We start from the raw sequence: 18,831 nt of genomic DNA on the forward strand, positions 1-18,831 counted from the left end.
TCTCACTCCCACATTGGATTGATGTCGTGCACAAAATCTGTGATCAACATCAATCCAATGTGGGAGCGAGACCGGCTTGCCGGCGATGGCGTCCTTAAGCCAGCTGACTGCGCAACTGCCGCGCCGCCGCCACCATGTTCACCAATGCCGCTTCAGTCTCCGGCCATGCCCGGGTCTTCAAACCGCAATCCGGATTCACCCACAACCGCTCTGCCGGAATGCGCTTCACGGCCTTGCTCATCAACTTGACCATCTCGGCCGTGTCCGGCACGCGTGGCGAGTGAATGTCGTAGACGCCCGGACCGATGTCATTCGGGTAGTCGAACGCTTCGAAGGCTTCCAGCAATTCCATGTCCGAACGCGAGGTTTCAATGGTGATCACATCGGCATCCATGTCGGCAATCGCCTTGATCACGTCATTGAATTCGCTGTAGCACATGTGCGTGTGGATCTGGGTTTCATCGCGCACGCCGGAGGCGCTCAAGCGGAACGCTTCCACCGCCCAGTCGAGGTATTCCTGCCATTGCGCCCGACGCAGTGGCAAGCCTTCGCGGAACGCGGCTTCGTCGATCTGCACGATCTTGATGCCGGCGCTTTCCAGGTCGACCACTTCGTCACGCAGGGCCAACGCCAACTGCTGCGCCTGGACTTTGCGCGAAACGTCTTCACGCGGGAACGACCACATCAGCATGGTCACGGGACCGGTGAGCATACCTTTCATGACCTTGTCGGTCTGGCTCTGCGCGTAGCTGATCCAGTCGACCGTCATGGCTTTCGGACGGCTCAGGTCGCCATAGATGACTGCCGGTTTCACGCAGCGCGAGCCGTAGCTCTGGACCCAGCCGAAACGGGTGAACAGGTAGCCGTCCAGTTGCTCGGCGAAGTACTCGACCATGTCGTTGCGTTCGGCTTCACCGTGTACCAGCACATCCAGCCCCAGACGTTCCTGGACTTGCACGGCGTGGCGAATTTCGTGGTGCATGGCGTCGGTGTAGTCGTTGGCTGACAGCTTGCCTTGCTTGTAGGCCTGTCGCGCCAGACGGATCGAACCGGTCTGCGGGAACGAGCCGATGGTGGTGGTGGGGAATGTCGGCAGTTTCAAGCGCGCACGTTGTTGCTCGATGCGTTTGGCGAACGGCGATTGGCGTTGGCTGTCCGCTGCACTGATGGCATTGATGCGGGCTTGCACTTCGGTTTTGTGAATACGCGGCGACTCGGCACGGCTGGCCTGAATCGCCCGGCTGTGTGCCAGCGCGGTTTGCACTTTGGGCGATTGCGGATCGTTGAGCGCGTCGCGCAGCACGGCGATTTCGCCACACTTTTGCACCGCAAACGCCAGCCAGCTTTTCAGTTCCGGATCGAGTTTGTCTTCGCGTTCCAGGTCTACCGGGCTGTGCAGCAGCGAGCAGGAACTGCTGACCCACAGGTTGTCGCCGAAACGTTCCTGGGCCAATTGCAGTTGTGCGAGCACCGGTTCCAGTTCGCAGCGCCAGACGTTGCGGCCGTTGACCAGGCCCACCGAGAGAATCTTGTAGGTCGGCAGACGATCGAGCACATGCAGCAGTTGGTCGGGGGCGCGCACCGCATCGATGTGCAAGCCTTGTACGGGCAAGCCGACGGCCAGGCCGAGGTTGTCTTGCAGGCCGCTGAAGTAGGTCGCCACCAGCTTTTTCAGCGGCGAATACTGGAGGATGTGGTAGGCGCGTTCGAAGGCGTTTTTCCATTCTTGCGGCAGATCGAGGGTCAGGATCGGTTCGTCGATCTGCACCCACTCCACACCTTGTGCGGCGAGGCGGCCGAGGATTTCGCCGTAGATCGGCAGCAGGCGTTCCAGCAGGTCGAGCTTGTCGAAGTCGTTGCCTTTGGCCTTGCCCAGCCACAAGTAAGTCAGCGGGCCGATGATCACCGGTTTGACGTTGTGACCGAGGGCCTTGGCTTCGTCGACTTCGTCGAACAGCTGTTCCCAGCTCAGCTTGAATTGCTGGTCAGCGCTGAATTCCGGGACCAGGTAGTGGTAGTTGGTGTCGAACCACTTGGTCAGTTCCTGGGCATATTGCGCTTTGCTGTGTTCGCCACCGCAGCAAGTGGTGGTAGCGCCACGGGCCATGGCAAACAGCGTGTCGAGGGTCGGCAGGCCCCTGGCATTCTTGGCGCTGTCGAAACGCTCCGGGATCACACCGAAGGTCAGGGAGTGCGTCAGGACCTGGTCGTACCAGGCGAAGTCGCCAACCGGCAGCAGGTCGATGCCGGCGTCTTTCTGCAATTGCCAGTGGGTGGCACGCAATTGGCGGCCGACGCTTTTCAGCGCGTCCTGATCGAGATCGCCCTTCCAGTAGGATTCGAGGGCTTTTTTCAGTTCGCGGTCAGCGCCGATGCGCGGAAAACCAAGTGTGTGGGCCAGAGCCATGGTGAGTTTCTCCTTGTAAAAGATGGCGCTATTGTCGACAGCCAACCCAACATGAGACAAACTCAACCTTTTCGTGTTGATCACAAGTTTTCCTCATGGAGCCCTCCGGTGCTTGAAATCCGTCACTTGAAGACCCTGCACGCCTTGCGCGAAGCCGATAGCCTGGTCGATGCCGCCGACCGCCTGCACCTGACGCAGTCGGCGCTGTCCCACCAGTTCAAGGAGCTGGAAGAGCGCATGGGCATGCCGCTGTTTGTGCGCAAGACCAAACCGGTGCGCTTCACCAGTGCCGGCTTGCGCCTGCTGCAACTGGCCGACGCCACCCTGCCGCTGTTGCGCGGCGCCGAGCGTGATATCGCGCGGCTGGCCGGTGGCACCGCCGGGCGCTTGCACATGGCGATCGAGTGCCACAGTTGCTTTCAGTGGCTGATGCCGACCATCGACCAGTTCCGCGATGCCTGGCCGGAAGTCGAGCTGGACCTGGCCTCGGGCTTCTCATTCGCGCCACTGCCGGCGTTGGCCCGTGGTGATCTGGACCTGGTGGTGACCTCCGATCCGCTGGAACTGGCCGGGATCACCTATGTGCCGTTGTTCACTTATGAAGCCATGCTCGCGGTTGCCAATCAGCACCGTTTGGCGAACAAGGCGTACATCGTTCCGGAGGATTTGCTCACGGAAACCCTGATCACTTACCCGGTGGAACGTGACCGGCTGGACATCTTCACCCGCTTCCTGGAGCCGGCCGACATCGAACCGGCCCAGGTCCGTACCTCGGAACTGACGGTGATGATGATGCAGTTGGTTGCCAGCGGGCGTGGCGTGTGTGGCATGCCGCACTGGGCGCTGCATGAATACAGTTCACGGGGCTACGTGAAGGCCAAGCGGCTGGGCGAGAAGGGATTGTTTGCGACGTTGTACGCGGCGGTTCGTGCGGACATGCTGGATGCGCCGTATATGCGCGACTTCCTGCTGACGGCAAAAGATACGTCGTTCTCGACACTCGATGGTGTCAGCGCCGTCCGTTAGCACAACACAGACCTGTAGGAGCCGGCTTGCTGGCGATAGCGGTGGATCAGTCAATATCAATGGCGCCTGATACACCGCCATCGCCAGCAAGCCGGCTCCTACAGGGGATCGTGGTGGATTCAGATTTCGCGTCGCATATGGATCGTGGTGGGTTCAGATCTCGCGCCACATATGAATCTTGTCGAAGTAGTCCTCGCCCACCCGCACCGCCAGCGGTTCGAGGCCGAACTGGATGAAGCCGCATCGCTGGTACAGGTTGAACGCCGCGTCATTGCCGGCGGTAACGGTCAGTTGAATCAGCCTCAAGCCCGGGTGGGTTTGCGCTTCGGCCAACGCCGCCTGCACCAGTTGATAACCGAGCCCGCGCTGGCGGGCCTGACTGGACACGTACATGCCAAACAGCGTCGCCTTGTGCCGGGCCTTTTCCCGAGGATCGAAGGCGAGGCCGACGATGCCTGCCAACTTCCCGTCCTCAAACGCCCCGAACACCACATCGAGCTTGCTGGTCAGGCGCGATTCCCACCAGCTCAGCGGCATCGTGGCACGTTCGCGCACGGTGGAGGTAAACGCCTGGGGATGCAGGTCGTAGGCTTCGAGCATCAACGCCCGATAATCCAGGGCATGGCTGGCATCAAGCCGTTCAATCCACATGTTCACGCCGTCCGTCGTTGCTCAAGCATCAGCCGCACGGCCAGCGCCGCCAACACAAACCCCATGAAGTAACGCTGCACCGCCAGCCAGGTCGGGTTGTTGACGAACCACGATGCGATGCCGGCGGCGAACACCGCGATCAGCAGGTTGACGCTGAAACTGACGCTGATCTGGGTCAGGCCGAGGATGATGCTTTGGTTGAACACCGAACCGTGCTCAGGGGTGATGAATTGCGGAAACACCGAGAGGTAAAACACCGCGATTTTCGGGTTCAGGGCGCTGGTCAAAAAGCCCATGGTGATCAATTTTCGCGAGGAGTCCGGCGGCAACTGCTGTGCCTCGAACGGCGAACGCGCGCCCGGTTTGACCGCCTGCCAGGCCAGCCACACCAGGTACAGCGCGCCGGCCCATTTCAACACTTCATAAGCCATCGGCACCGCGAGGAACACCGCCGTCAATCCCGCTGCCGCAGCGAACAGGTGCACAAAAAAACCCGCCACCACACCGAGCAACGAAGTGATCCCAGCCTTGCGCCCCTGACAGATCGAACGAGAGATCAGGTAGATCATGTTCGGTCCCGGCGTCAGTACCATCAGCAACGCGGCAGCGGCGAAAATCAGCAAATCTTGAAGCGGGATCATGGCGGTTCCTTGGCGTGAATGATCAGGCGATTGCGCTCAGCGAGGCTCGATAAAACGGCAGGATCAGGTCGCGTGTCAATGGCGCCAGCGTCACATCGCCGTCGGTGGCGGGGTCGATCCAACGCACCTCTTCGATTTCCGCCGCAGGCGATACGTCTGAATCGATAGTCAGCTGAAAGAGTTCGGCCTGTACGACAAAACCTGGCTCATTGGCGGCCGGTGCCGAGAACTGCCCCAGATAAGTGGCGTGCGCCGGATCGATGGCCAATCCCAACTCTTCTTCCAGCTCACGCACCAGGGCGTGAACCGGTTGTTCATGGGCTTCGATCTTGCCGCCCGGTTGCATGAAAGCTTCAGTGCCACGCTTGCGCACCAGCAGCGTGCGACCGTCGGGGCCGATCAACAGGGCGGCGGCGATGTGGATGATGCGGGGGGAAGTGGCGGATGCAAGCGTCATGGGGGAGGCGTGGCCTTGGCTGAAAGGTGCAAGGATCACATGTGTATCGGTATGTCGTCACGCCGAAAAAATCGCTGCGAAACACCGCCCCTGTAGGAGTGAGACCGGCTTGCCGGCGATGAACGATGACGCGCTGTACCTGAAAAACCGCGTCGTCTTCATCGCCGGCAAGCCGGTCTCACTCCTACAGGGGATGAACCTGTTCCATCTCGAGAATCGCGCCGTTCACTTCTTCCGGCACCTTCACGAAAATGCTGTATTTCGCGCCCTCCATGGCCTCGAAGGCGATCAGCTTTTCCACCAGCGGTCCGTTCAGCACCTTGCCGGCGTTGAGCAACAGCATGCCGTTGTCGGCGTTGAGGTTGCGCGCCAGGATCATCCCCGCAGCCAACTCCCGGGTGGTCATGACCTTGACCGTCGGATCGGCCAGGGACACATCGCTCAGGTACGCGGCACACACCTTGATGAAATCCTCCACCATCTCGGGGTCGTAGAGTTTTCCGGCATAGCTGCGGATATACACCAGCGCCTCATCACTGTTCATCTGCCGTTCCAGGATCAACCCGCGCTGCAACTCGATGAAATCCACTGCCAGTTTCAACAGCCGGGAACCGACCGGTATCGCCTCGCCCTTGAGCCGGTCGGGAAAACCGCTGCCGTCCCAACGCTCCTGATGGTGAAGAATCAGACGGGCAGCGTCCTTCATCGGATCGAGCGTCATCAACAGGGATTCGCTCTGCTTCGGGTAATTGCGATAACGCTCGCGATCATTGTGATGCAGCAGGTCCGCGGGGGCGGTCATCATGCTGTCGGTCCAGCTCAGCTTGCCGATGTTGTAGAGCGCCGCCGCCATGGTCAGGTCGCGACTGGTGCCTTCGTCCAGGCCATGAAGTTTGCAGTACACCCGCACCAGTTCGATGATCTGGCGGTTGGTCTGCTTGGCCGGCGGCATGCGCAGGTTGGCCAGCAGCGAGAACATTTCTGTGCCGGTGACGTAGCTGCGTTTGAGCTCTTCGTAGGCCAGGTCGAGCATGTCGGCGGTCTGTTGCAGTTCAGCGGTGCGGGAGGCGACGCGTTTGTCCAGGGTGATGTTGAGCAGTTTCAATTCCTGGTTCTGATCCCACGTTTCCTGGACCAGACGCAACCTTTCACGCTCGGAATGCTGATACGCGAGTGATTGTCGCAGTACCAAAAGCATTTCCTCATCGTGCCAGGGTTTGCTGATGTAACGGTGAATCTGCCCGTCATTGATGGCTTTGATAATGGCTGACGGATCGGCATAACCGGTCAGCATGATGCGCACGGTATCGGGATAACGCTGATGGATGAGGGCCAGCAGCGTGGCGCCGTCCATATTGGGCATGCGCGCATCGCTCATCACCAGGTCGATGGGCTGCTGCGCCATGATTTCCAGGGCCTGGGCACCGCTGGTGGCCAGCAACACGTCGTAGGGCTGGCCGCGCAACAGTCGACGCAGGCTGTTGAGGATGGACTCCTCATCGTCGACCAGCAGCACTGTGGGTTTATAGGTGGACGTCGTGGGGAGTTGCTCTTCCATGGCATTACCTCGGGCGAAAACGGTTACAGCGATATGTCGGGAACCGGGCAAACATCCCCTATTGCCGGATCCTGACCTACAGGCTAGATGATTTTCGACCCACCACCGTAATGATTCGTTTCAGTCAGTTGCGCGAAGTCTGATCCGGGCGACTATGCTCACTTCACTCGGATCCATTATCTGTACGTTCGGCCAGGTGGTCAGGGAAAGGATGCCCCTTATGAACACGGTGTATCAAAACGCTGTCGGTCCCGGCATATGGCGATGAATACGCTGCTGTCGCGGACCAATCGTCGGATTCTTATCGTCGACGACACCGCTTCAATCCACGAGGACTTCATCAAGATCCTCAGCCCGCCATCGTTTGATGACGACAGCCTGACCAGCGCTGAAAACGCCCTGTTCGGCACCACGGCGGCCGTCACGCTGCAGAGTTTCACCCTTGACTCGGCGTTTCAGGGCCTTGAAGCACTGGACAAGGTCGAGACGGCCCTGGCCAATGACCTGCCTTATGCGATGGCCTTCATCGACATGCGCATGCCGCCGGGCTGGGACGGCCTGGAAACCATCGAACGGCTGTGGCAGGTCGATCCGAAGCTGCAAGTGGCGCTATGCACGGCCTACTCCGACTATTCCTGGGAAGACATCGACGAACGCCTGGAACTCGGCGACCGCCTGCTGATTCTCAAGAAACCGTTCGATGCCATCGAAATCCGTCAGATGGCCAGCGCCCTGACCGCCAAGTGGCAAATGACCGAAGACGCGGCGCTGAAGATGTCGCTGCTCGAACAAGCGGTCGAGGAGCGTACCCGGGAACTGTCCGATGCCAACATCATCGTGCAGAACAGCCCGACCATTCTCTATCGGCTGCGGGGCGAACCATCGTTTCCACTGATGTACATCTCGCACAACATCACCAAATATGGGCATGTCGCGGCAAAACTGGTGGCCTCGGCCAACTGGGCCCGGGAGCTGATTCATCCCGACGATCAAGCGAAAGTCGACACGGCGATGGCGCGGGTGCTGGACCGCCATGCCGCCGGAGCTTCCATCGAGTTTCGGATGCGCACTGGCGAAGGTGCCTGGCGCTGGGTGGAAAACCGCTACATCCCGGTGCGCGACGATGAAGGCCGCCTGCTGGAAGTCGAAGGCATCATCATCGACATCACCGAGCGCAAGCTGGCCGAGGAGAAAATCTTCCTGCTGGCGCGCACCGACGGGCTGACCGGGCTGGTCAACCGCGCGACGCTGATCGAACGGCTGCACCAGGCCTTCGCCGCTGCGCGTCGTGGCGCGACCCCGTTTGCCATCTTTTATCTGGACCTGGATCACTTCAAACGCATCAACGATACCCTCGGGCACCCGGTGGGCGATCTGTTGCTGCAAGAAGTCGCCCGGCGGATCAAGGCTTGCGTACGTGAGAACGATATCGTCGCCCGCCTTGGCGGCGACGAGTTCGCGATCCTGCAACTGGACGTCAGCGACCCGACCCACTCCGCGTCCCTGGCCACCAAGGTCCGCGACGCGCTGGTGCTCCCCTACTCCCTGGCCGGCAACGATGTCCGGGTGTCGGTCAGCATCGGCATCAGCAGCTACAGCCCGGCCTGCACCAGCGCCGACGGCCTGCTGACCCAGGCCGACATGGCGCTCTATCGCTCCAAGGAAAAGGGCCGAAACCAGTACCACTTCCACTCCGAAGAGATCAATCAGGAGATGGTCGAGCGCATGACCATCGCCAGCGAATTGAGAGAGGCCATCGAGCGTCAAGAACTCGAACTGCGTTACTGGCCGGAAGTGGACCTGAGCAGCGGCAAGATCCTCGGGATGGAAGCGCAGGTCACCTGGAATCACCCCGGACGCGGCTTGCTGGAAGCCCCCGCGTTCCTGCCCGCCGCCGAAAAGACCGGCACCATCATCGCCCTCGGTCACTGGGTGCTCGATCGCGCCTGCCGGCAAATGCGCCAGTGGCGGGATGAAGGTGTCGCGCCACCGGTGATTGCGATCAAGCTGTCCCTGGCCCAGCTCAAGAGCGGCCCGGAACTGATTTATGACGTGTTGCGCACCACCGCGCGCTGGGAGCTCTGCGCCTGGGACCTGCGCTTCGACGTCACCGAGGCGACGCTGGCCCAGACCAAATGGACCCACAACGATGTGCTGCCGCGCCTGCGGGAGCTGGGGGTGAAGATTGCCATCGACGACTTCGGCACCGAGTATTCGTCGTTCGATTACCTCAAGACCTATCAGGTCAATCACCTGAAGCTCGCTCAACCTTTCATCGATACCGCCGCCCGCGATCCGGCCAGTGCCAACACCTTGCGCGCCATTATCAATTTCGCCCGGGACGTGGGGATCGGAATCATCGCCGAAGGTGTCGAAACCCAGGAACAGCGCAGTTCATTGATGGCCACCGGGTCGCCGATGAACGCCCAGGGTTACTTCTTCAGCAAAGCGGTCAGCAGCCAGCAGGCCGCCGAGTTGCTGAAAGCCGGAAGCATCGTGCCGACAACGCACGACATCGGGCCGATCCGGGACAACCCGCACCGGTCCACGGAGGACAAAGGATGAAAGTGCCTTGCGTGCGGACCAACCGGCGCATCCTGATCGTCGACGACACGCCTTCGATTCATGATGACTTCCGCAAGATCCTCGGCCCCGAAACCGACGATGAACAGACCCTCGCTGGCACAGAAGCCGCACTGTTCGGCACGCCGCACACGGATCGCCTGACGTTTCAGCTCGACTCGGCGTATCAGGGGCAGGAAGCCCTCGAACTGGTCAAACACGCCTTGGCTGAAGGTCGTCCCTATGCGCTGGTGTTCACCGACATGCGCATGCCGCCGGGCTGGGACGGCCTGGAAACCATCAAGCAACTGTGGCAAGCCGACCCGCACCTGGAAATCGCGCTGTGCACCGCTTTTTCGGATTACACCTGGGAAGCGATGACCGAACGGCTGGAATTCGGCGACCAGATGCTGGTGCTGAAAAAACCCTTCGACAGCCTGGAAATCCGCCAGATGGCCAGTGCCCTGACCTGGAAATGGCAGATGGCGCAGGACGCGGCGATGAAAGTGCTGAGCCTGGAGCAAACCATCGAGGCGCGGGTTCACGAGCTGCTCAAGGTGTCGCACCTGCTGCAGTACGACGTGTTGACCGAGTTGCCCAACAGCACGTTGCTGGGTGACCGGTTGAACCAGTCGCTGGCCCTTTCACGACGCAATGACAAACAACTGGCGGTGATGTTTCTGGGGCTCGACCGCTTCAAGCGCATCAACAATGCGCTCGGCCATCCGGCCGGTGACGAGATGTTGAAACAGGTCAGCCGCAATCTGGTGGCCACCGTACGCGAGTCGGATTCGGTATTTCGCTATGGCTCCGACGAATTCGTGGTCATCCTCGCCGACATTCGCCACCCTCAACAGACCAGGGGCATCGCCGAAAAACTCTTGAGCGCCATTCGCATACCCCTGCATATCGCTGGCCACGACTTGAGCGTGACCGCGAGCCTGGGCATCAGCATTTATCCCGATGACGGCCTCGAAGCGATCGAGCTGATCAAAAAAGCCGAGACCGCGATGCGCAACATCAAGGAAAGCGGCCCGAATGATTTCAGCTTTTTCATCGATGAAATGAACCAGCGCGCCAGGGATCAGCAAAGTATCGAAACCGGTATTCGCCTGGCGCTGGAGCGCAACGAGTTTATCCTGCACTACCAACCCAAACTGGATCTGAACAGCGGTCAGGTGGTTGGCGCCGAGGCGTTGATCCGCTGGCAGAAACCGGGGCACGGGTTGGTCTACCCATCGGAGTTCATCGGTGTGGCCGAAGACAGCGGTCTGATCGTGCCGCTGAGCAAATGGGTGCTGGCCGAGGCCTGTCGACAAGCCTGCGCCTGGCAGGCCGAAGGGCTGCCAAAAATATGCATGTCGGTAAATATGTCGGCCATCGATTTCCGCCAGCGCGACTTTGTCGACAGCATCGGACTGACCCTCGAACAAACCGGACTGGAACCGGCGTTGCTGGAACTGGAAATCACCGAAGGCGTGTTGATGCAAAACATCGACACCACCGTCACCGCCCTTACCCGACTCAAGGTCATGGGTATCCGGCTGGCCATCGATGACTTCGGCACCGGCTACTCCAGCCTCAGCTACTTGCGGCGCTTTCCCATCGACGTGTTGAAAATCGACCAGTCGTTCATTCGCGGTTTAAGCACCGACAGCAACGATGCCGCGCTGGTCAGCGCCATCATCAGCCTGGGCCGCAGCCTCAAGCTGACCATCATCGCCGAAGGGGTGGAAACCCTCGAACAGCTGGATTTCCTCAAGGCCCATCAATGTGAAGAAGGCCAGGGTTACTACTTCAGCAAAGCCGTCGAACCGGACGCCTTCGCCCAATACCTTGAATCGGTAAAACCTGCTCCATTTACCGCCACGTGAACGATGCGTAACGACACACGGGCTATCAGCCAAGGAATCATCAGATGTCGCCGTCCATTCACTACCTGCTCCTGGTACCGCTGCTCGGGTTCTGTCTGAATACCGTCGCCGCGCCGCTGAACGAACCCCTCAAGCCACTGCCGGTGGCGCCTGCACAGAATCCTCTGCGTGTCGAACTCGGTCGCCAGTTGTTCAATGAAACGCGGTTGTCGGTCAACAACACGCTGTCCTGTGCCAGTTGCCATCGACTGGAAAACGGTGGGGCCGACACCCAGGCGTTTTCCATCGGCTTCGCAGGTCAGCCAGTGACGATCAACACCCCCAGCGTGTTCAACGCCACCCTGAACTTCCGGCAGTTCTGGAACGGGCGCGCCGACACCCTGGAATCCCAGGTCCATGAAGTGGTGAAAAGCCCCAGCGAAATGGGCAGCAACTGGGAGCACGTGGTGGAAGTACTGTCCGCAGACACGGATTACCGCAGCGCATTTACCAACGCCTACCCGGACGGTGTGACCATGAACAATGTGCAAAACGCCCTGGCCACGTACGAACGAACGCTGCTCAGCCGCAACTCGCGGTTTGATCAATACCTGCTGGGTGACACCGACATCCTCACGACCGAGGAAAAGTACGGCTACCAACGCTTCAAGGATTATGGCTGCATCGCCTGCCATCAAGGCGTGAACATTGGCGGCAACATGTTCCAGAAGTTCGGCGTCATGGGCGATTACTTCAAGGTTCGCGGCAACCCGACCGACTCCGACCTGGGTCGCTATCTGGTGACCAAGGATGAAGAGGACCGCAACGTGTTCAAGGTACCGAGCCTGCGCAATGTCGCGGTGACCGCACCGTATTTTCACGACGGCTCGGCCAACACGCTGGAAGAGGCGGTGGACGTGATGTTCAAGTTCCAGCTCGGCCGCATTCCTTCCGCCGAGGACAAAACCCTGATCATCAAATTCCTCAAGACCCTGACCGGTGAATGGGGAGGCAAACCCTTATGAAAATATCCCGTCGTCGCAGCCTCGCACTGCTGGGCGCCGTCGCTTTGTTACTGGCCTCGACGCTGCTGTTCCTGTACCTCAAATCGAATTCGAACGAGACGTCGACCTACGCCGAATCCCGGGACCTGATCGGCCGGATCAAACAGCTCAACGCGCAATGGGAAACCGAGATTCTCAAGGCCAGGATCGCCACCAACCACAACTACGATCCGTTGGTCGCGCCGCTGACCGAGATGACAAAGCTGTGGGAGCGGTTCGACACCATGGAGTCGAACCACGGCCGCAACGACTCGCCGATCTGGCGCTCCAGCCATGATGCGTACCTGGCCGCCATCGAGGAAAAGACCCGTCTGGTAGAGCAGTTCAAGTCCCACAACGCGCTGCTGCGCAACTCACTGGCGTTCCTGCCCACAGCCGAGGACGACATTCAGGAGCAACTGGCCCGGTTGGTCGATGGCGATAAACTGCAACTGCAGAACATCGCCACCGACACTTACGATTTGCTGCTCAGCAGCATGGAATACGCCCAGGTCACTTCCGACGACAAGGCTGCTGACATTCTGGTCGGGCTGAACAAGCTGGGGGTGAACAAGGTGCGACTGCCCGAGCAGTTTCACAGCCCGATCGATATTCTGAGCACCCACATTTCGCTGATTCTGCGCGAACAACCGGTGGTCAACCGCTTGCTGGAAAATATCGAAGCAGTTCCCGTCGCCGAGCGTCTGGACGACATCACCAGCCTATTGAACAAGGACCAGCAACAGGCTGACGCTGTCGAGCAGCGCTATCACTTTTACATGCTGGTGTTCTCTGTGCTGCTGGTCCTGCTGCTGGTGTACCTGGCCATTCACCTGATGCGCAGTTTCACCATCATCAATCGTGTCAACAAGGCCCTGAAGGCCGCCAATGACGACCTGGAACTGCGGGTGGAAGAGCGCACCCGGGAACTCAAGGACACCCAGAGCGAACTGCTCGACACCGCGCGCCAGGCGGGCATGGCCGAAATCGCGACCAACGTGCTGCACAACGTCGGTAACGTGCTCAACAGCGTCAACATCTCGGCCGACCTGGTCTCGCGCAAACTGCGCGCCAGCAAGGCCCAGGGGCTGGGCAAAGCCATGCAATTGATCAACGAACACCCCGGCGACCTCGGCACCTTCCTGACCCAGGACGAGAAAGGCAAGTTGCTGCCCGGCTACCTCAACCAACTGGTCGAAGCCATCGCCCTCGAACAGCAAGGCATGAGCGACGAGCTGGCCCAACTGAGCAAAAGTGTCGACCACATCAAGGACATCGTTGCTACCCAGCAATCCTACGCGGGCGCCAACAGCCTGGTGGAGCCGCTGCACATCAGCGAATTGCTGGAGGATGCCCTGCGCATGAACTCCGGCGCGCTGACCCGGCATCACGTCACGGTGGTCAAGGAGTACGGCGAGGTGCCGCAGGTCATGGGGGACAAGCACCGGTTGCTGCTGATCCTGATCAACCTGATCAGCAACGCCAAGTACGCGATGTCCGACCTCAGCAACCGCCCGCGACAAATGACCCTCGGGGTCAAAGTGGTCGACGACGCCACGCTGCAAGTCAGCGTCAAGGATGACGGCGAAGGCATCGCCCCGGAAAACATGACGCGCATCTTTGCCCACGGCTTTACCACCCGCAAGGAAGGTCACGGCTTTGGTCTGCACAGTTGCGCACTGGCAGCCATCGAGATGAATGGCCACCTCACCGCCCACAGCGACGGGCCGGGCAAGGGCGCGCTGTTCACCCTGCAGATCCCGCTGAAAACCGTCATGGAGGAGGCATGAGCGAACTGTCGAACCGCCGCATTTTGCTGATCGATGACACGCCGTCCATTCACGTGGATTTCCGCAAGATCCTCACGCCGACGCCCGTGCAGACCGTCGAGCTGGACGAGATGGAGGCCGCGCTGTTCGGCAGTGAAGTGAAATCCACCCGCGCGCTGTTCGAACTGGATTCGGCGTATGGCGGCCAAGAGGGCCTGGGCAAACTCCAAGAAGCCTTGCAGCAAAACCAGCCCTACGCGCTGGCCTTCGTCGACATGCGCATGCCCGAAGGCTGGGACGGCGCACAAACCATCGAGCATCTGTGGCAGGAAGACCCGCGCCTGCAAGTGGTGGTGTGTACCGCCTACTCCGACTATTCCTGGGATGAACTGCTGGACCGTTTGCAGGCGCACGACCGTCTGCTGATTCTGAAAAAGCCGTTCGACAACATTGAAGTCCAGCAGATGGCCAACACCCTGCTGACCAAATGGGACATGACCGAACGGGCCTTTGTGCAGATGAGCCACCTGGAGCATCTGGTGGACCAGAGAACGACCCAGTTCAAACAGGCCAGTGAGGCATTGCAACGGGAAATCGACGAACGCAAACAGCTTGAATCGCAATTGGTGCAGTCGGAAAAACTCGCGTCACTGGGGCAACTGGCGGCCGGCGTCGCCCATGAAATCAACAACCCCATCGGTTTCATTTCCTCCAACCTCGGCACCCTCGATGGCTATTTCAAACAGCTGCAGGAAATGCTCGACGCTTATCGGGATGCGGAAGAAGCAATAGGTTCCAGCGAGCTGGTCGAACGCTTGCAACAACTGCGTGAGCGGATCGAACTGGAATTCCTGCGCGACGACATCCCGTTGCTGATCAAGGAATCCAAGGACGGCATCAGCCGCGTCGGGCAGATCGTCAAAGACCTGAAGGAATTCTCGCGGGCGGACTCCAACCAGGAATGGCAGTGGGCGAATCTGCAGCAAGGCATCGAATCGACGCTGAACATCGTGGCCAATGAACTGAAGTACAAGGCCGATGTGGTGAAGGACTATCAGCCCCTCCCCGACATCGAATGCCTGCCCTCGCAGATCAACCAGGTGATCATGAACCTCATCGTCAACGCCTCGCAGGCCATCGGCCCGGAACGCGGCACCCTCACCCTGCGCACGGGGATCGACGGTGAAAAGGTGTGGATCGAAGTCGCCGACACCGGCACCGGCATCCCGCCGGCCAGCCTGCAAAAAATCTTCGACCCGTTTTTCACTACCAAACCGGTGGGCCAGGGGACCGGGCTTGGGTTGTCCCTGTCCTATGGCATCGTGAAGAAACACCGGGGGGATATTTCGGTGGTGAGTGAAGTCGGCGTTGGCAGCACTTTCCGCGTCGAATTGCCGATCCACCAATCAAAACCCGCAGCCTGAACACCGCCCCTGTAGGAGCCGGCTTGCTGGCGATCGATTCAACGCGGTGTTCCTGATTCACCGCGTCGCACGCATCGCCAGCAAGCCGGCTCCTACAAAGGTGTTCGGTATGCGTTAGGTGGCTTCCTGAAAATCCATCTCCGGCGGCTGGCGACGGAATCCGCCGGTCAGCACCGCCAGGTACACCACGCCAATCGCCAGCCAGCTCAGGCCCAGGTAAATCGCCAGGTGATCGAGGCTGACCATCAGCCACAAATCCGCCGCCAGGCCAATGAACGGGAAGATCAGGAACAGCACCCACTCACGCAGCCCCTTTTTTTCGCCGCCAATCCAGTAATGAAAGATCACCGACAGGTTCACCAGGCTGAACGCCAGGAACGCGCCGAAGTTGATGAACGAGGTCGAGGTGGTGACGTCCAGTTTCAGCGCCAGCAACGCCACCACTGCGCACAGCAGGATGCTGTTGATCGGCGTCCCGAAACGTTCATGCAACGTACCGAAGAAGGATTTCGGCAGCACACCGTCGCGGCCCATGGCGTAGAGCAGGCGCGAACCGCTGGCCTGAGCCGACAGCCCCGAGGCGAATTGACCGACGATCAAGCCAATCAGGAAGATCGACACGAACAGGTCGCCACCGATGTTGCGGGCAATTTCATAGGCCGCCGAATCGACGCTGTCGAACTGGAACGACGGGTGCGCGATCTGCACGAAGTACGACACGCCGACGAAGATCAGCCCGCCGATCAGGGTGATCAGCATGATCGCACGCGGGATGGTGCGGCGCGGGTCGCGGGTTTCTTCGGTCAGGGTACTGACCGCGTCGAAACCGAGGAACGAGTAACAGGCGATGGCGGCACCGCTCATGATCAGTGGCATCTGCATGTCGCCGTTGAAGAACGGTTTCACCGACCACAACGGCGTGCTCGCATCGCCGCCGACGTAGTGGACGCAGAGCGCCACGAAGGCAATCAGCACCAGAAACTGCACCAGCATCAGCAAGGCGTTGATGCCGTTGGCCAGTTTCAGGCCGACGATGTTGATTGCGCTGGTGATGCCGATGAACGCCAGCACCCAGATCCATTGCGGCACGGCCGGGAATGCGGAGTTGAGATAAGCCGCGCCGATCAGCCAGATTGCCATCGGCAGGAACAGGTAATCGAGCAGCACCGCCCAACCGGCGATGAAACCGAGTTTCGGGCTGATCGCCTTGCGCACGTAGCTATAGGCCGAGCCAGCGACAGGGAATGCCGAGGCCATCCGGCCATAACTCATGGCGGTGAAGAACATCGCCACCAGCGCCGCGAGGTACGCGGCCGGCACCATGCCAGCGGTGGATTGAGCGAGGATGCCGAAAGTGCCGAGCACAATGATCGGCGTCATGTAGGCGATGCCAAACAGCACCACCGACCCCAATGACAGGGTGCGTTGCAAACGAGCCATGAGCGACTACTCCGAATTTTATTGGATTTATGGCAGAGCCGAGTTCGGCGCAAATTACGGGTGTTGCGTTTGTTGTTCTTGGTTTCAGACCGACAAAGATGTGTTGCCTGTCAGGGCCTCATCGCGAGCAGGCTCGCTCCCACAGGATCGCGGGCGCTCACAAATTGTGTAATCACTGAAGATCCCTGTGGGAGCGAGACCGGCTTGCCGGCGATGGCGTCAGCCCGAGCGACACAGAATCCGGATCAATTCTTGGGAATCAGCAGCTCCCGCAATCCAGAAGCATGCTCAACCCTCTCCCCCGGCAACTTCAGCCGCTGATCATCCAGGTACCGATAATCCTGGCGCGCCGCTTCCAGCTGGCTGAAATCCAGCTCCACCGCAAACTGCCCTTCCTCGCGCCCGGCCTCGAACAACAGCGTGCCCAGCGGATTCACCAGCGCACTGCCGCCGGCGAACAACAAACCGCCATCGCCCGCCTCCACGCGGTTGACCATCAGCGCAAACGCCTGGTTTTCCTGGGCGCGGGCCATGATCGCGGTGCGGTGCGTAGGGCCGTAAGGGTCCATGTTGCCGTTGGTGACGATCAGCAATTCGGCGCCCAGTTGCGCCAGGGCGCGGGCGGTTTCCGGGAACTCGATGTCGTAGCAGATCAGCAGGCCGACCCGCACGCCGTTCCACAAACACGTGGCGTAGCGGTCGCCCGGCTCGTACACGCCACGGTCCGACGCCCACAGGTGCGTCTTGCGGTATTTCAGCGCGATGCCTTGCGGGGTAATCAGCAGCGTGGTGTTGAAAAAACGACCGTTGTCGTTTTCCGCCGTACCGATCACCACGGCGATGTTGCGCTCGCGGGCCGCGGCGACGATTGCGCTGACGGTCGGACCGTTCAGCGGTTCGGCAACGGCGGCCACCGTCTCGGCCGACGGGAAGCCCATCAAGTGGCTTTCGGGAAACATGATCAACTGCGTGTCGGCGGCACAGGCTGCAATCGCCGCCAGCGCGCGTTCGAGGTTGTAAGCCGTGTCGTTGTCACGGCCCGCCAGTTGGGCGAGTTCGACCTTCATGGGTATTCCTTGTTCTAGTGGCCGGGCGGCAGAAAGATTGCCCGGTCGTTGTCTGTGCGCCAGTATGCGCAGCAAGCAACCGGCCAGGGAATCACGCGTCTGGGGTAACCCGATAGGGGTAGATGCATGACACTTTCGTTAGACGACATCGCCTGGCACCGTTCGGTCGGGCAACTGATCGACGCTCTCGACAAGCCGAATTTCTGGACGCAGCTTGTCCGGTTATTGGATCAATACGTCACCTTCGACAGTTGGGTGGCGCTGCTTTTCAGCGCCGATCAGCACCCGCAAGTGTTCGCCGAATGTCCCGGTGAAGACGGCAGCCCGGATCAGTTGTTCCAGGATTACCTGCGCGGTTTGTACCTGCTCGACCCGTTCTACATCGCCTGCCGCGAGCAATCGCGCACCGGGCTGTATCGCCTGTCGGAAGTGGCGCCGGAGCACTTTGAGCTGACCGAGTATTACCAGCGCTACTTTCGTCTGAATGTGGTGGCCGATGAAATCCAGTTCAATTGTCAGCTCGAAGGCGACCGCACGTTGTGCCTGTCATTGGGCAGCAAACAGCGTTTCAGCGGCCAGCAGATCGCGTTGCTGTCGCTGATTCAGCCGTGGGTGCTGGGTTTGTTGCGTCAGCGCCTGCCCTACGAAATCAACGAAGTCGTGGCTCTCGCGCCGGCACCGGTCCAAGGTGACTGGCGCGTTCAGCTGGAAGCCTCGGTGCAACAACTCAAAGGCGCGCAATTGACCGCCCGGGAGCTGGATGTCGGGCGTTTGATGCTCAGCGGTTGCTCCAGTAAAGAAATCGCCCGTAAGCTGGAAATCTCTGTCGAAACCGTGAAAGTCCATAAGAAACACATGTACAGCAAGCTGGGGATCAAGTCCCAGTCCGAGCTGTTTTCGATTTTCCTCCAGGCGCAGAATGCCTGAGTGCGC

At 60.0% G+C, this 18,831-nt stretch carries 14 protein-coding genes; 7 read left to right on the forward strand and 7 right to left on the reverse strand.

Features of this window, described 5'->3' with window-relative positions; all coding sequences use genetic code 11:
- Window positions 1–94: 94 nt before the first annotated feature.
- A complete protein-coding gene (gene metE / locus IB254_RS25170; RefSeq protein ID WP_192420040.1) occupies window positions 95–2,407 on the reverse strand; it encodes a 5-methyltetrahydropteroyltriglutamate--homocysteine S-methyltransferase in 2,313 nt (770 codons plus the stop codon).
- A gap of 108 nt (window positions 2,408–2,515) precedes the next feature.
- Between metE and metR the strand changes: the two genes are divergently transcribed.
- Window positions 2,516–3,433: a transcriptional regulator MetR gene (gene metR / locus IB254_RS25175; RefSeq protein WP_008032216.1), complete on the forward strand. Its 918-nt coding sequence runs from the start codon at window positions 2,516–2,518 to the stop codon at window positions 3,431–3,433.
- Window positions 3,434–3,586: 153 nt separating this feature from the next.
- On the opposite strand, the gene IB254_RS25180 is transcribed toward metR, so the two are convergent.
- From IB254_RS25180 to IB254_RS25195, 4 genes are all read right to left on the reverse strand, one after another.
- A complete protein-coding gene (locus IB254_RS25180) occupies window positions 3,587–4,084 on the reverse strand; it encodes a GNAT family N-acetyltransferase (RefSeq protein ID WP_192420108.1) in 498 nt (165 codons plus the stop codon).
- 2 nt (window positions 4,085–4,086) lie between these two features.
- Window positions 4,087–4,725, reverse strand: coding sequence for a LysE family translocator (locus IB254_RS25185; RefSeq protein WP_192420042.1), 639 nt, complete (start codon window positions 4,723–4,725; stop codon window positions 4,087–4,089).
- 22 nt (window positions 4,726–4,747) lie between these two features.
- A complete protein-coding gene (locus tag IB254_RS25190) occupies window positions 4,748–5,182 on the reverse strand; it encodes an NUDIX hydrolase (protein WP_192420043.1) in 435 nt (144 codons plus the stop codon).
- 184 nt (window positions 5,183–5,366) lie between these two features.
- A complete protein-coding gene (locus IB254_RS25195; RefSeq protein ID WP_192420045.1) occupies window positions 5,367–6,740 on the reverse strand; it encodes an HD domain-containing phosphohydrolase in 1,374 nt (457 codons plus the stop codon).
- A 258-nt stretch (window positions 6,741–6,998) separates the two neighbouring features.
- On the opposite strand from IB254_RS25195, the gene IB254_RS25200 reads away from it, so the two are divergent.
- From IB254_RS25200 to IB254_RS25220, 5 genes are read left to right on the forward strand one after another with little or no spacing between them, the layout of a single operon-like run.
- The gene (locus IB254_RS25200; RefSeq protein ID WP_192420047.1) at window positions 6,999–9,305 is read left to right on the forward strand and encodes a putative bifunctional diguanylate cyclase/phosphodiesterase; all 2,307 of its coding nucleotides are present in this window, start codon (window positions 6,999–7,001) and stop codon (window positions 9,303–9,305) included.
- On the forward strand, window positions 9,302–11,176 hold the full coding sequence (locus IB254_RS25205; RefSeq protein WP_192420049.1) for a putative bifunctional diguanylate cyclase/phosphodiesterase: 1,875 nt from the start codon (window positions 9,302–9,304) through the stop codon (window positions 11,174–11,176). The genes IB254_RS25200 and IB254_RS25205 overlap by 4 nt, the downstream gene beginning before the upstream one ends.
- A gap of 44 nt (window positions 11,177–11,220) precedes the next feature.
- Window positions 11,221–12,180 (forward strand): cytochrome-c peroxidase, encoded by a 960-nt coding sequence (locus IB254_RS25210; protein ID WP_192420051.1) that lies wholly within the window; start codon window positions 11,221–11,223, stop codon window positions 12,178–12,180.
- Complete coding sequence (locus IB254_RS25215) at window positions 12,177–13,988, forward strand: DAHL domain-containing protein (RefSeq protein WP_192420053.1); 1,812 nt, start codon at window positions 12,177–12,179, stop codon at window positions 13,986–13,988. The genes IB254_RS25210 and IB254_RS25215 overlap by 4 nt, the downstream gene beginning before the upstream one ends.
- Window positions 13,985–15,391 (forward strand): ATP-binding protein, encoded by a 1,407-nt coding sequence (locus tag IB254_RS25220; RefSeq protein ID WP_192420055.1) that lies wholly within the window; start codon window positions 13,985–13,987, stop codon window positions 15,389–15,391. The genes IB254_RS25215 and IB254_RS25220 overlap by 4 nt, the downstream gene beginning before the upstream one ends.
- Before the next feature lie 114 nt (window positions 15,392–15,505).
- Here IB254_RS25220 and IB254_RS25225 read toward each other — a convergent pair whose 3' ends face one another.
- Both IB254_RS25225 and IB254_RS25230 read right to left on the reverse strand, forming a co-directional pair.
- Window positions 15,506–16,831 (reverse strand): APC family permease, encoded by a 1,326-nt coding sequence (locus IB254_RS25225; protein WP_192420057.1) that lies wholly within the window; start codon window positions 16,829–16,831, stop codon window positions 15,506–15,508.
- Window positions 16,832–17,076: 245 nt separating this feature from the next.
- The gene (locus IB254_RS25230) at window positions 17,077–17,898 is read right to left on the reverse strand and encodes a carbon-nitrogen hydrolase family protein (protein WP_192420059.1); all 822 of its coding nucleotides are present in this window, start codon (window positions 17,896–17,898) and stop codon (window positions 17,077–17,079) included.
- Window positions 17,899–18,024: 126 nt separating this feature from the next.
- Here IB254_RS25230 and IB254_RS25235 point away from each other — a divergent pair, with 126 nt between their 5' ends.
- Window positions 18,025–18,825 carry a helix-turn-helix transcriptional regulator gene (locus IB254_RS25235; protein ID WP_008032237.1) on the forward strand — a complete coding sequence of 267 codons (801 nt, stop codon included), beginning with the start codon at window positions 18,025–18,027 and terminating at the stop codon, window positions 18,823–18,825.
- Window positions 18,826–18,831: the final 6 nt, after the last annotated feature.

The organism is Pseudomonas sp. PDM03 (assembly GCF_014852385.1).
Taxonomy (GTDB): Bacteria; Pseudomonadota; Gammaproteobacteria; order Pseudomonadales; family Pseudomonadaceae; genus Aquipseudomonas; species Aquipseudomonas migulae.